Annotated in this window: 12 protein-coding genes; 6 read left to right on the top strand and 6 right to left on the bottom strand. The window is 64.6% G+C overall.

The window, feature by feature from the left end; genetic code table 11:
- The first annotated feature begins 284 nt into the window (after nt 1-284).
- On the top strand, nt 285-2,186 hold the full coding sequence (locus CKO41_RS03260; protein WP_200252719.1) for a DUF294 nucleotidyltransferase-like domain-containing protein: 1,902 nt from the start codon (nt 285-287) through the stop codon (nt 2,184-2,186).
- Between the two features lie 5 nt (nt 2,187-2,191).
- Nucleotides 2,192-2,914, top strand: a complete 723-nt coding sequence (locus tag CKO41_RS03255; protein ID WP_200381250.1) for a 3'-5' exonuclease — start codon at nt 2,192-2,194, stop codon at nt 2,912-2,914.
- A 58-nt stretch (nt 2,915-2,972) separates the two neighbouring features.
- Here the strand turns inward: CKO41_RS03255 and CKO41_RS03250 are convergent, their stop codons facing one another.
- From CKO41_RS03250 to CKO41_RS03240, 3 genes are all read right to left on the bottom strand, one after another.
- Entirely contained in the window at nt 2,973-4,664 is a 1,692-nt protein-coding gene (locus CKO41_RS03250) for a BCCT family transporter (protein WP_200252723.1), read from the bottom strand.
- A 62-nt stretch (nt 4,665-4,726) separates the two neighbouring features.
- The gene (locus CKO41_RS03245) at nt 4,727-5,158 is read right to left on the bottom strand and encodes a universal stress protein (protein ID WP_200381249.1); all 432 of its coding nucleotides are present in this window, start codon (nt 5,156-5,158) and stop codon (nt 4,727-4,729) included.
- A gap of 1,397 nt (nt 5,159-6,555) precedes the next feature.
- A complete protein-coding gene (locus CKO41_RS03240) occupies nt 6,556-6,957 on the bottom strand; it encodes a hypothetical protein (RefSeq protein WP_338113858.1) in 402 nt (133 codons plus the stop codon).
- A 970-nt stretch (nt 6,958-7,927) separates the two neighbouring features.
- On the opposite strand from CKO41_RS03240, the gene CKO41_RS03235 reads away from it, so the two are divergent.
- The 3 genes from CKO41_RS03235 to CKO41_RS03225 all read left to right on the top strand — a co-directional run bounded on the left by CKO41_RS03235 (nt 7,928) and on the right by CKO41_RS03225 (nt 9,417).
- Entirely contained in the window at nt 7,928-8,506 is a 579-nt protein-coding gene (locus tag CKO41_RS03235; RefSeq protein ID WP_200381248.1) for a Uma2 family endonuclease, read from the top strand.
- Nucleotides 8,507-8,727: 221 nt separating this feature from the next.
- Entirely contained in the window at nt 8,728-9,030 is a 303-nt protein-coding gene (locus tag CKO41_RS03230; RefSeq protein WP_200381247.1) for a nucleotidyltransferase family protein, read from the top strand.
- 42 nt (nt 9,031-9,072) lie between these two features.
- A complete protein-coding gene (locus CKO41_RS03225) occupies nt 9,073-9,417 on the top strand; it encodes a HepT-like ribonuclease domain-containing protein (protein ID WP_200381246.1) in 345 nt (114 codons plus the stop codon).
- Between the two features lie 242 nt (nt 9,418-9,659).
- Here the strand turns inward: CKO41_RS03225 and CKO41_RS18550 are convergent, their stop codons facing one another.
- The 3 genes from CKO41_RS18550 to CKO41_RS03210 all read right to left on the bottom strand — a co-directional run bounded on the left by CKO41_RS18550 (nt 9,660) and on the right by CKO41_RS03210 (nt 11,726).
- Nucleotides 9,660-9,914 (bottom strand): hypothetical protein, encoded by a 255-nt coding sequence (locus tag CKO41_RS18550; RefSeq protein WP_242463929.1) that lies wholly within the window; start codon nt 9,912-9,914, stop codon nt 9,660-9,662.
- A 33-nt stretch (nt 9,915-9,947) separates the two neighbouring features.
- Entirely contained in the window at nt 9,948-10,481 is a 534-nt protein-coding gene (locus CKO41_RS03215; RefSeq protein WP_200381245.1) for a helix-turn-helix transcriptional regulator, read from the bottom strand.
- Between the two features lie 123 nt (nt 10,482-10,604).
- Nucleotides 10,605-11,726: a hypothetical protein gene (locus tag CKO41_RS03210; protein WP_200381244.1), complete on the bottom strand. Its 1,122-nt coding sequence runs from the start codon at nt 11,724-11,726 to the stop codon at nt 10,605-10,607.
- A 422-nt stretch (nt 11,727-12,148) separates the two neighbouring features.
- Between CKO41_RS03210 and CKO41_RS03205 the strand changes: the two genes are divergently transcribed.
- Nucleotides 12,149-13,300, top strand: a complete 1,152-nt coding sequence (locus CKO41_RS03205) for an LbtU family siderophore porin (RefSeq protein ID WP_200381243.1) — start codon at nt 12,149-12,151, stop codon at nt 13,298-13,300.
- Nucleotides 13,301-13,558: the final 258 nt, after the last annotated feature.

The raw sequence follows: 13,558 nt of genomic DNA, 5'->3' as shown, positions 1-13,558 counted from the left end.
GACGTCGGCATCGGTTCGAAAGGCCGGTGCATTCGTCGGTCGGCTCAGCGTAACCCGACACCGGAGGCCGAGTCGCAATGCTCATTTTTGAATCCTCCCCTATCGGGCGGACCACGCCATCCGAATGCCCTCCTGTTGGGACGCCAGGTGCAATGATAACGGATGCGGTGACGCCGGCGGGGCATGCGCAGGGGCTTTGGGGGGAACCCCCACGGGCTTGCCCACGCCCAAGGGCGCCTCTACAGTCCCTGTAACGGGGCGGAAGATCCACAGGGCGGAGCACCATGGAAGCAGAAATCCGGGAGATTCGCGATCACATCAGCCGTCATCCGCCCTTCGACGGGCTGACCGACGATCTCCTCGACGAGGTGGCCGGCGCGGTCGAGATCACCTATTTCAAGGCCGGCACCACCATCTCCGAACGGGATGGACCGGTGCAGGCGCTGTCCTATATCCGCAGCGGCGCGGTGGAGGTGTACCTCCACAACGGGCGGCTCCACAACCGCCTCGGTGAGGGCGATATCTTCGGCCAGCTCGACCTGCTGCGGGGCCGCCAGGTGCGTTTTCCGGTGCAGGCCATCGAGGACACCCTGCTCTATCGGATCCCGAAGCCCGTCTTCGACCGCCTCTGCGCCACGGACGACGATTTCGCCGATTTCGTGGAGCTGTCCGGCTCGCGGCTCAAGAGCACGGTGGAACAGAGCCTGCGCAACAACGACATGATCGCCACGCCGGTGCGCCGGCTCATCTCCCGCCTGCCGGTCATGATCGAGGAGTCCGCCACCGCGCAGGAGGCGGCACGCCTGATGACCGAGAACGATGTCTCCTCGGTGCTCTTGATCAAGCCTTGCGCGGACGAGGATACGGAGGGTGCGTTCACCGACGCCGAGGGACGGCCGTGGCTGCTCACGGGAATGATTACGGACAAGGATCTGCGCCAGCGCATCGTCGCCGAGGGCGCCTCGGCGCAGACCCCGCTCTCCAGTATCGGCCACGGCTGGGTCATCACCATCCAGTCCAACGAGTCGGTCAACGAGGCGATGTTGACCCTGTTGCGCAACAATATTCAGCGACTGCCGATCCTGCACCGCCGCCGCCCCGTCGGAGTCGTGTACCTGTCGGACATCGTGCGCTACGAGACCAACAACAGCGCCTATCTGGTCAACAACATCTTCAACCGCACATCGGTCAAGTCCCTCGCGCGCCTCACGCCCGAGGTCCGGGCCTCCTTCGTGCGGCTGGCGGATCAGGGTGCCACCTCACGGATGATCGGCGGGGCCATGTCGAGTGTCGGCCGCAGCCTGATGCGCCGCCTGGTGGAGCTGGCCGAGGCGGACCTGGGTCCGCCCCCCATCCCCTACTGCTTCATGGTGCACGGCTCCCTCGCGCGCAACGACCAGTCCATCACCACGGATCAGGACAATGCCATGGTGCTCCACGACGCCTTCGATCCGAAGCACCATGACGACTACTTCAGGGAGCTGGCCCAACGCGTCAGCGACGGGTTGAACGCCTGCGGCTACCCCTATTGCAAGGGGGACGTGATGGCCACCAACGATGCGTGGCGCCAGCCCCTCGCCCGCTGGAAGCGCTACTTCAGCGACTGGATCGCCAGTCCGGATCCGCAGCGACTGCTGCACAGCTCCATCTTCTTCGACCTGGACGCGGTCCACGGCGAGGAGCACTTCGTGGAGGAATTGCAGGACCTGATCGCCGCACGCGCCAAGGCCAGCCCCCGGTTCCTCGCCGCCCTGGCGCGCAATGCCCTCGGCCGCACGCCGCCCCTGGGCTTCTTCCGAACCTTCGTGCTGGAGCAGGACGGGCGGCATAACAACAGCATCAATATCAAACGCCGCGGTATCGCCCCCCTGAACGATGTCATCCGGGTCCATGCCCTGGGCGTGGGCTCCCGCGCTCAAAACGGCTTCGAGCGGCTCGACGAGATCACCGCGGCAGGGGCCTTGCCCGCCGGACAGACCGACAAGTTGAGCTACGCCCTGGAATTTCTGTCCATCGTGCGCATGCGTCATCAGGCCCAAGAGATCAAGGACGACCGTGAGCCGAGCAATGCCATCCAGCCGGAACGGGTCTCGGACAGTGAGCGCCACAATCTCAAGGAGGCCTTCCAGGTCGTGAACAACGCCCAGAACTTCCTCCGCTTCCGCTACCCCAGCCCGGGCCGCTGACGGCCGTGATCTTCAGCGCGCGCGAGCAGCAGCGCCTCCCCAGCTGGGCCGAGTATTTCGCCCGCCAGGCGGAGGTTTGCAAGACCCCGGCCCTCGAGCGCTTCTACGCGGCGGGGGTGCCGGCAGAAGGGCGCCCCATCGGGGACGTCCCGCTGGTGGCATTGGATTTCGAGACCACGGGCATGGATCCCCGGGAGCACGCCATCGTCAGCATCGGCCTGGTGCCCTTCGACCTGCGGGTCATCCGCCCGTCAGCGGGCCGTTACTGGGTCGTCAAGCCTCCCCAGTCGCTGACCGAGGAATCCATCGCCTTCCATCGCATCACCCACTCGGAGGTCGAGCACGCGCCGCCCATCGCCGCCATACTCGACGATCTGCTCTCCGAGCTCGCCGACCGCCTGGTGGTCGTCCACTACCGTCACATCGAACGGCCATTCCTCGATGCCGCCGTCATGGCCAACCACGGCGAGCATTGCCTGTTTCCCCTCATCGACACCATGGCGCTGGAGGCGCGCTGGGAACGCCAGGGCCGTCTGCGGGGCCTCAAGCGCCTGTTCGGCATCCAGCCCGCCTCCATCCGGCTGGCCGACAGCCGCGCCCGCTACGGCCTGCCCCATTACTCCTCCCATCACGCCAAGGTGGATGCCATGGCCACGGCGGAGCTCTTCCAGGCCCAGATGGCCCGGCATTTCACGCCCGAAACACCGGTTTCCGATCTCTGGATGTAGGCGCTGAGGCGTGAAGACCTGTCGCGGCAACAGGAAAGGCGGCCACTGGCCGCCCCCTTCAGCGGCTGACAGCAGGCCTCACGGTCTTGCCGGGTCGGGGCTCGCTCAGCAGCCCCATGACGATGGCATAGCAGCCCGCCAGGAGCAGCAGGGTGAAGGGCAGGCCGGCGGACACCGCCACCGCCTGCAAGGCGGCCAGCCCACCCCCCAGCAGGAGCGCGATGGCGACGGCGCCCTCGATGACGCCCCAGAACACGCGTTGGGGCTTGGGGGCATCGATCTTGCCGCCCGCCGCGATCGTATCGATCACCAGAGACCCGGAATCCGACGAGGTGATGAAGAACACGAGCACGAGCACGATGCCGATGAACGAGGTGATGTCCGCCAGCGGCAGCTCGCCCAGCATCATGAACAGCTGTAACGGCAGCTCCGCCGAGACCGCGCCCTCGAAGCCCTCTTGCACCTGCTCGATGGCCGTGGTGCCGAAGGCCGTGAACCAGAAGATCGACACGGTCGTGGGGATGAGCAGCACGGAGATCAGGAACTCCCGCACCGAGCGCCCCCGGCTCACCCGGGCGATGAACATGCCCACGAAGGGCGACCAACTGATCCACCAGCCCCAGTAGAAGGTGGTCCAGCCCTGGCTGTAGTTGACGTCCTCGCGTCCGAAGGGGTTGGACAGGAAGGGCAGCTCAGCCAGGTAGCCGACGATGTTCTTGCCGAAACCGGTAAAGATGAGGAGTGTCGGCCCCACGAAGACCACGAACATCAGCAGCATGAACGCCAGCAACATGTTGATCTCCGACAGGCGTTTGACGCCCTTGTCGACGCCGGCCACGATGGACCCCACGGCCACCGCCGTGATGCCGGCGATCAGCAGCACCAGCGTCACATCCCCATCCCCGATCCCGAACAGGTAGTGCAGCCCCGCGGCCGCCTGCTCGGCGCCGTACCCGAGGGACGTGGCCAGCCCGAACAGGGTCGCGAACACCGCCAGGATGTCGACGAGATGTCCCGGCCAGCCCCAGACCCGCTCACCCAGGATCGGGTAGAAGATGGACCGCACCGTCATGGGCAGGCCCTTGTTGTAGGAGAAGAGGGCCAAGGCCAAGGCCACGATGGCGTACATGGCCCAGGGATGCAGGCTCCAGTGGAGGAGGGTCGCGGCCATGCCCAGGCGGGCAGCGGCCTCCGGATCGCCGGCCGCCGCCCCGAGGGGGGCCCAGTCCGTGCGCACGCCGTCCTGACCCAGGGTCGTGCCGGCCAAGGACGTGCCGTAGTGGGTCAAGGGCTCGGCCACGCCATAGAACATGAGGCCGATCCCCATCCCCGCCGCGAAGAGCATGGAGAACCAGGAGATTCGCGAGAAGTCCGGCGTCGCTTCGGCGCCGCCGATGCGGATGCGTCCCAAGGGCGAGACGATCAGACCGAGGCACAGCAGCACGAAGACGTTCGCCGACAGCAGATAGAACCAGGTGGCATGGGCGTTGATCCAGCTCTTCGCCCCGTCGAAGGTGGCGGTGGCCTGCTCGGGCAGGGCCAGCGTCAGCACCACGAAGGCCAGGATCATCAGCGACGACACGGCGAACACGGCCCCATGGATGTCGATACTCACCCCGAGCGGACGGGCCTGATAGTTGTCCTGACCGATCTGGTAGTCGGTATCGATCAGATTGGCCGCCCCTTGCGGGGCCGGTACGCCGACCGACTCGAGCACTGCCTCCGGGGCTATTGCTGGTTTTTCTTCCACGAGATTCTCCCTTGGCTGCCTGATTCTAGTGAGGGGTCTTGTGCCGGGGTATCGAGGCGCGCTCAGTCGCCCGAGCTATCCCGACGCACGAGGAATACGGACGCCTCGGTATGCTTTGCGATCTTGGCCCCATTGGAGGGCATGATGGCATCGAGATGGGTGGGCAGATGGGTCGCCATGACCACCAGGTCGGCACCGACGTCATCGATGGCCTGGACGAGGATATCGTCCAGGTCGGCCGCTGGATCGTGACTCTTGTAGACGCGCGCCGTGGGCTCATGACCGCTGTCGGGGGCATGCTCGTGGGCGAACGCCCTGAGCTTGAGTTCGTATTCTTCAGGCGTGCGAGCCACCGCGCTGGGCTGGGAGGTGGTCACACCGACGTAGCACAGGGCCGCCCCGTAGTGGCGCGAGAGATCGGCCGCCACGGTCAGGGACTTCTCCAGCGCCGCCAGATGCGCAAGGTCCACCGGCACCATAATCTTGTTGAACATGAACGCGGGCCTCCTGTGGGTTACGCGAGCGCATGCCGCGGGGGATCATCTTGCAGACCGCGCCAGCCGGCTCGTCGGGTCGGTAGACGAACAGCCTAACAGGAAGGCAGTTCGCAGCGGCAGGGGTCAAGTAGCGGGGTCAAGGGCAAAAAAGACGGAACCCAGATCCCGTACAGGGCTGGGCGACCGGAAAGGAAAGGACAGACTGCTCAGTCAGTCGAGCACCGAGTCGATCACCCTGACGGATCCATCCTTTCGATGAACCAACGTAGCACAAGACGACTGAGCAAGGCGCGCGAAGGGTCCGCGAAGGTTCTGCTTGGACGCCAGCGGGCGCAACCGCTCCAGCCAGGCGGGACTGATCCCGGCGGCCGGGCATAGGACGAGGGTAGCAGACCCGTCTCCCGGAAGTCTCTCGCCTCAGGATCTTCGGAACAGCGTCTCCTCGGCGCGTCTCTTGCGCGTCGCTGGCTGTCTCGCCTTACGCACAGGGTCCGCAAGCACCCCCGGCTGGCTGCGTGTCAGGGCCTCCCACGACCGCGTGGCATCCGAGTCGTCATGGACGCACGACGACCGCTCGATGGGAACCTCCGTTGACGCCAGTCGCGACCCGATGATGGCGACCTCAACGCCCGTGTCCACGCCCACTCGATGATCGGGCACCTTGAAAAGTCCAAGGTGCCCGCGCGGGGCCAGGATGCCCCGTCTTGAAAGACTGCCCGGATGGCAATCTTTCAAGGCCCCCGATAGAGGCGATCGGGCCGCTCCAGGAAGCAGCCGTCACGCCCGCGCCCCCAGGGCCCGAGGTTTCGTCGACCGAGCTCGATGCCATCGAGGACGACTTCTACCGGCGTCGTGCCGGCTAGGCCCCAAGCGGCGAAGGAAGACGCCGCGGCCTCGACGTCCCGAGGCAACGAGGGGGCACGGCGGATCCGTTCTGATCCGCCGGCGTCGCCTGCGCCGATGGCACGGCCCGTAGGTCGGGTTAGGCGCGCAGGCACGGCGGTGCGGGTAAAACAAAGGATTGCGCGCGCCGTAACCCGACAGCGGTCTCGGAGCCGCGTTGCCGGCTGTCGGGTTACGCCCCGCGGGGCTAACCCGACCTACGGGCCGACGGGCCATGGCGCCGTGCGAGGGGGTGGGGTTGGGCGCGCGGGATGGGCCTCCGCGGCCGCCGTCTCGACCGCTGCGAGCGGCCAGCATTCGCCTGAGCACCACCCAGTCGAGGATCGACCGCCAACCCTTCACCCTCAGCGAAAAAGGCCGCAGAACGGATCCGTCCCGATCGAGGGGGCCTTGCGCTTGACAGCCGCCCTGATGTCCAAACGACCGCTCACAACCGGCCGTCTGGGCCTATCGTCGTCAGCCAACGTCGTGCCGGGCACCGTACCAGTGAGTTAGTGCGCCAACGCGAGCGCCGCCTCCTCCCGGGTATAGAAGCGGTCGGCACGCAAGAAGCCGGCGACAACCCCGGGGTTGGTCCTGGTGACGTGGCCGTGCCCGTCGCGCTCGGCGACCCAGGCTTGGGGCAGGCCATCGAGCACATGGATCGGCGCCGCGCTACCATCGGCGAAGCGCGACTCGACCGCTTCTCCCGACGCCTCGTTCAGGTACGCGGGTACGAAGCCTGCGGAGCGATTGCGTTGGCTGATGCCACGGGTCCCCTGATAGAGCCGATTCTCGTCACGAAGTGACGTTTGCGTCACCACGCCCCACCTGAGGTATCGTCGTTCCAGCTCGCGCCGGGACATCGGACGCTCAACGGTATCGATTCGCGGCATTAGATCTTTGGTGTCCACATTCCTCTCCCGATCCCGGTTTGGTGTCTACAGCCGAGCAGATTCCGCGCCAGGATCCGAGCCGAGCTGAGCGCGCCACCCCGTTTCGGCCTCCAAGGACTCGCCCGCCCGCAGGCACGGCGGATCCGTTCTGATCCGCCGGCGTCGCCTGCGCCGATGGCACGGCCCGTAGGTCGGGCTAGGCGCGCTGGCACGGCGGTCCGGGTAAGACAAAGGATTGCGCGCGCCGTAACCCGACAGGGGCCTCGGAGCCGCATTGCCGGCTGTCGGGTTACGCCCCGCGGGGCTAACCCGACCTACGGGCCGACGGGCCGCGGCGCCGTGCGAGGGGGCGGGGTTGGGCGCGCGGGCTAACCGGGCCGCGTGTGCCGCGCGGTCATTGGCACGGCCGTGCGGGATGGGCCTCCGCGGCCGCCGTCTCGACCGCTGCGAGAGGCGTGCATTCGCCTGCGCACCAACCCAGTCGAGGATCGACCGCCAACCCTTCACCCTCAACGAAAAAGGCCGCTGAACGGATCAGCCCTGCGCCCGCAGGGGTCGCCCATGGTGTCACCCGAGGGTCTCTGCTATAACAAGGGATCTTCGCTTCGCCGATCCCGTACCACGAAGGCGGGCCTTGGCCGGAACCATGAGCAAGGCCAGCCGTCCCGTTCGCGCGGCCACAGAGGCAAAAGGCAAACCCCCACAAAAACTTCCTCGAACTTGCCCAAGGTCGCCTAGCTCGTTTCACCCTCTAGCGGAAGCGCTGGTGCAAGACTGCGCAATTCCCGAGACCGCACGCTGCGGCCCGCCACCCTCGCGTGGTAGGAGCCCGCTTGCGGGCGATCTTCGCCGCCACGCGCGAGCTGCTCGCCCGCAAGCGGGCTCCTACGGTGCTCGGATTCTGAGGGTGACATGAAAGTGCAGCCTCGGTATTTCTGAGGCGAGGCACTAGAATGCGGACAAACCCTTGCCTGCCAGGAGCAATCCGATGCAAAGCGCCGCCCAGCGCATGACCCGTGAAGAATATCTGGCCTTTGAAGAGACCTCGGAGATCAAGCACGAATTCTTCAATGGCGAGATCTTTGCCATGACAGGCGGAACGTTCGAACACTCCGCCATAGCCGTGCAGATTGCATCGCTTCTGAATGCCCGCCCGAGCACCAAGGGCTGCCGCCCCATGAACAGCGATATGCGCGTCCGTACGCCGTCTGGACTGGATACCTATCCCGATATATCCGTGTATTGCGGTGAGCCTCACCTGACAGATAACCGACTGACCCTGCTCAACCCGGTTCTGATCATCGAAGTCCTCTCACCGAAAACCAGCAGCTATGATCGCGGCGACAAGTTCAAGCTCTATCGCAGCATCCCCACACTGACGGATTATCTCCTCGTCGACTCGCAGCAGATGTTGGTCGAGCACTTCCGCCGCACGGCCGACGAAGAATGGATTTTGCACGTCTATCAGCAACCGGAAGAGACGGTACCGCTGGGCTCGATCGACGGTTCTTTGGCGCTAGCCGACATCTATCACGGCATTCAGTTTGCTGTACCCGACCAATCCTAAGCCGGATTACGACACTCCCGAAACTTAGGCGATTGGGAAGCCCGCGGGGTCCGGAAGCCCGTAGGATCTCGGCACTCCTGGGCCGTCGATTTCTTCCCCTGCTCAGCACAAGAAAGATGCGGTGGTACGAGACCCGAACCCCCGTGACCCCAGCCTCCGGACTTGCAACTCCGTCGGCGCTGCATCGAGCTTCCTGGGAACCGGCGACCGAGGTCTTGAGCATGAACACGCCAACCATCACGATGCATTCACTGCGAGCCCAACGCGGCGACATTCTGCGCGTCGCAGACCGTTGGGGAGCCCGCAACGTGCGCGTCTTCGGGTCGGTCGCCCGTGGCGACACCCAGCAGCCTGGCGACGTGGATTTTCTCGTCGAGTTCGCGCCAGACCGCAGTCTGCTCGATCACGGTGGATTGCTGAACGATCTGGAGTTGCTGCTCGGCGTGCGGGTCGACGTCGTCAGCGAGCGCGGGTTGCGACCCCGTTTCCGGGCGCGGGTGCTACAGGAAGCGCAGCCCCTGTAGCCGCCTGCTCCCATGCGTCACGACAGCGATCGTGTTGCGGATATGCTCGATGCGATCGCCGCAATCCAGCGCCACAAGCCGGCGAGGAAGGACGAGTTCGACAGCGATGAATTGGTCCAAGTGTGGGTTCTCCGCCATATCCAGATCATCGGCGAGGCCGCGGCGGGAATCACCCAGGAGACCCGCATGTTGGCACCCGACGTTCCTTGGGGGCAAATCGTCGGCATGCAAAACGCGCTGGTGCATGCCTACTTCAACATCGACTGGGATGCCGTCTGGCTTGTGGTCGTCAGAGATCTGTCGCGGCTGGAACCAACATTGCGTGCACTGGCGCTGACACTGGAGCAGCGCTGGACCTCGTCGGGCACTCCACCGCCGAGCGAGTGAGTGAGCCCGCGCGTCGACTGCTTTGCCTCCAACGTGCACTCCCCAACGGCCGCACTGCGCCTCCCGGGTATGTCAATGCGAGGCCCTCGCGTCCCGCGCCTCTGCGGTGCGTCCATGCAAGACCCCAAGACCCTGCGACAAGGCCAGTCCTGAACCCCGAAGTCCTGGACCCCAGAGTCATGTGCGATCAGGCATCTTTCAGGGGCCAGCAATCGAAGGCCCCCGGGTATGCCGGGGGATTGTCACTCGGCGTACCCCCCACAGGACCGGGATGACAGGCAGGCCCGGCATCGTCTCGACGAAAAAAATGCCACAATGCGAGACCTGACCCCAGAGTCTCGCAGATGGGCCTCGATGACGCGCAGCAGGATGTGCAGCACGGCGCTGATCGCCCGCGGCTCGCGCTCCAGGTACCAGCGCAGGCGTTTGGGCACCGAGAGGACCCACTGGCGCACCGGCAGCGGCGGGAAGACGTGATCGACCAGGTGCGCCGGCACAGGCGCTTGATCGCTGATGGGCGGGCACGGTACTCAGGCGATGGACGTTGGCAGCAGCAGATCCTCCAGAAAATACGCCGACAACGCTGCGCGTCCGCTCAAGCGGCCCTTGCGAAAGATCGAATATGATTGTTGGCGCACGGTCTTCTCTGACACGTCCCTGAGTGCCGCGATCTCCTTATAGCTCATGCCCTTGAGGATCAGCAGGCCGACCTCGCGCTCTGCCGGTGTCATTCCCCATGCGTCGAACTGTTCGCTGATCCCCTGGCTCAATCCGAGCATCAGCTCGCGGCGCTTTTCGCGCCATTGCATGCCTTCGACACGCGCGGTCTCCAGGTCGCGGATCAGCAACTGCTGCTGTTGATACTGGTGTTTCATCTGATCGGTGAGGCGGACCATCCCGACCGCAATCGTAACAATGAGTGCCGGCTGAATAAGTTCGACCAGAATCTCGCCCAGCGTGAGGTCCGGATCCTCGATGATCTCGAGCCCGATCAACAGCGCACTGCCGAGGACGATCACCAGCACGCTGATCCAGCTCTTCCATTTCTGATTGTGTTCACGCATCTCGCTAGGTACCTCAGTTGATCGACCGGAATGGCCACCGTGCCGGCCGCCTGCTGGCGATCGACACGGTGGAACCCGGTGCCGTGGCGGACGTTGCCGTCCCTGACCCCGGTTCAGCTTATCTCAGCTATCGTCCGGATCGTCGCAGAAGGCGTCTGGCGACAGTTCGCAGAGCTTTTCGAGCAGGGCATCCGGGTCGTCGATGTCGCAGTCGGGATCATGCAGGACGTCGAGCGAGTCGCCGATACAAACCAGATCTGCACGCTCGCCGGTCGGCAGGCCGTCCTCGAGTGCCTCGCCCATCACGAAACCGACGCCTGGCAGATAGTACTTGTACTCCGCCACATCGGGTTCCAGCGGCGTGAAATCGTAAGTCTGCAGGCAGCCACCGGCGGCCGAGCATGGAAAGCGTGGGTTCTCTTCGGCGGGCACAGCCGCGAAATCGACGTACTCGACGACGTCCTCCGCTTCGCCGAGGGCATATTCCTGTCGATGCGCGATACCCAACTCAGGCGCAGCGAGGATCCATATGCCGCTCTTGGCTCCCTCGACGCCGGCCTTGAACGACCCGTCGAGATCGGTGAGTTCGCCGTCCTCGAAGTTGCGCGCCAGTTCGCCGCAATAGTAGACATCGCCGTTCGTATCCTGGGCGAGCCAGTCGTCGGTGACCTCGACCGGCTCATAGTCGACTTCGCCGGTTTCGTCGTCAGTGTCGGTTTCGACCACGGCATCGACGACGACACGGCATGTCACGCCATTGATCTCTTTGGTCTCGTCGGTCGCATGTACGATGATGGTCTCGTCCTCCTCGCGCAGCACATGGGTGTGACCGGCGACGATCGAGACATACGGGTTGGCCTGCGCGGGACCCACGTCGTCCGGGTCGACGAACTCGATTCCCGGATCCAGCAGCGGGTCGGGATCGTAGCGTTCCTCATCGAGCACCGCGCAGGTCTCGACCCGCGCCTCGCGTTGATCGAAGCACGCTTCGAATGCCTCGCGCAGCGTCGTCTTAGCCTCGCGGCGACAGGCGCGCCGTTCGCCGTCGTCGTTGAGGTTGAGGCAGTTCGCCTCGGACACGTTGTAGTCGTCAAAGATGTCCAGACGGCATGCGGCGTACAGGGTGCGTGCCGTCTGCGCGCACGGTGAAGCACCGCCGTGGTTGCCGCCGAACGAAGGCGCGGAGACACAGACCGCGACCAGCGCGCCGATTGCAGTCATTTTTGTCGGGTGGTTGTTCATCATCAGCTCCTTGCTGGATTGATCGGAAGTTCCCAGGACCCTGGCCGCGCGCGCGACCAAGTCGGGCCCATCGGACGACGCTGCCGTGTCCGGGGGACTTAGCCCTCGTGACTGCGGCGGCCTCGCCTTTCAATCAAGCAGGTGCTGGCTTGACCGGCCATCCAACTCATGTCCGATGGCTGCGCGGATGGCTCTAAGTGTCTGTTGAATAGATAATTTTGTCGTCCATGCCCGGGCTTTGGTGGGCACGGGCATGACCGAGCTCCGGCCCGCCGGGGCGGCGCTTTGAGGTGGCTTCGGGGCGATATACAACCTTTGTCCTATGCGCCCGGCGTCGAGGTCGATGGTAAAGTTGCGCGAATTTCTATTGCGCCAACTCGCGCTGGGTTGTTCCGTAGCGGGATTGCCGCGGGGAGTGCCACACCGTGTCGATCTCGGGCGCGGCAAATTCGGTTTTCAGCGCGGTGCTCCTCTCGTTGTTGGGGGCCATACCGGTTTGCGCCAATGCGTCGAGCAGTGGCGGCGCACAAGTGGCTGACGATCCTCGAATGCCGGCAGTGTCACAGACTGACGAAGAACCACTTTCGGCCCGTGTCTACCGGACCCTCGAGGAGCAGCAGGACGCCGGCGACCGGATCGAACTCACGCCCTGGCTGCACGTCAATGGCCTGATCGAACTGGAGGCGACGCGGGAGCGTCTTACGCGCCACTCCGACAACGGCCATGATCGGGTTCGGGACGAGCAGCTCACCGTCCAGCTCGGTGTACATGCGGATCTTGCCGAGCACCTCCATCTGGATGCGGTCTTCGAACACGACTCTGATATTGGCGGTGTCGAGACCGACGAGTTCATTCTGGCAGTCGAGCGTGACGCGTGGGAGATGTCGCTGGGCAGGCAGTACACGCCGCTCGGCATCTATTACAGCACCTTCGTGACCGGTCCCTCGCTCGAGTTTGGTGAAACGCGTGCCGATCGGGCAGTCGCCGTTGCGTACGAAGTTGATGAACGCCTGGAAGCGGTCCTCGCCGTGTATCGCGGCCCCGCGCAGTCCTCATCGGCGCGGTCGTCCGAGTGGAATTGGGCCGCGGCCGTCAATACAAGCATCGGCGATGCATGGTCGTTCGGTTGCAGCTATCAGTCCGACCTCGCGGATGCTGATTCGATGTTGCTTGCCGACGCCGACAATCGTTATGCACGACGGGTCGGCGCGGTCTCCGCCTACCTGCAATGGCAGGGCGAACAAAGCACCGCGACATTCGAGCTGGTCTCTGCCACGCGCGCATTCGAGGAACTCGATCGTGATCGCGACAGGCCGGTTGCGTGGAACCTGGAATGGGTACGCTTCTTCCCTGGGATGGCGTCCGAGGTGGCGTTACGCCTGGAAGGGAGCAAAGAACTGGAAGATGAGCCCCAAACGCGGGTCGGTATTGCGTTGACGCACCGGATCTCGCGGGGAGCCAGTGTTACCGTGGAGTACCTGCACGGCCGCTACGACGGTGTGCTGGCAGTCGACGACCAGGACGAACCGTACACGCGTATCAATCAGCTTGGGGCAATGCTGTCCGTGGCTTTTTGAGCGGACGGATCGAGTCAGCCAGTTCAGCGGTCGTGGACTCGGGTAATGTGACCGCTGCTGGCTTCGCGCTTTCGTCCTGGTCGCTTGGCTGCATCACTCTTTCATCGAACTGAGCTTAGCCACCGTTCGTCCCTCCTTGAGGCGCGCGTGCGACCACGAGATGGGGTCAAGTCTTGCAATCACGCAATGCGCGATTGCAAGACTTGACCCCATAGCCCCCACACATAGCCCCCACATAGCCCCCACATAGCCCCCACA

This window comes from Thiococcus pfennigii (assembly GCF_016583835.1).
Classification (GTDB): Bacteria; Pseudomonadota; Gammaproteobacteria; order Chromatiales; family Chromatiaceae; genus Thiococcus; species Thiococcus pfennigii.
The sequence above is the reverse complement of the archived record's forward strand: the minus strand, read 5'-3'. Positions and strand labels throughout refer to the sequence as shown.

Bases quoted from the DNA above. Each gene is read 5' to 3' on its own strand.
- CKO41_RS03260 (WP_200252719.1), top strand. From the start codon at position 285: ATGGAAGCAGAAATCCGGGAGATTCGCGATCACATCAGCCGTCATCCG.
- CKO41_RS03210 (WP_200381244.1), bottom strand. From the start codon at position 11,726: ATGATGAACAACCACCCGACAAAAATGACTGCAATCGGCGCGCTGGTC.
- CKO41_RS03235 (WP_200381248.1), top strand. From the start codon at position 7,928: ATGCAAAGCGCCGCCCAGCGCATGACCCGTGAAGAATATCTGGCCTTT.
- CKO41_RS03215 (WP_200381245.1), bottom strand. From the start codon at position 10,481: ATGCGTGAACACAATCAGAAATGGAAGAGCTGGATCAGCGTGCTGGTG.
- CKO41_RS03245 (WP_200381249.1), bottom strand. From the start codon at position 5,158: ATGTTCAACAAGATTATGGTGCCGGTGGACCTTGCGCATCTGGCGGCG.
- CKO41_RS03225 (WP_200381246.1), top strand. From the start codon at position 9,073: ATGCTCGATGCGATCGCCGCAATCCAGCGCCACAAGCCGGCGAGGAAG.
- CKO41_RS03230 (WP_200381247.1), top strand. From the start codon at position 8,728: ATGAACACGCCAACCATCACGATGCATTCACTGCGAGCCCAACGCGGC.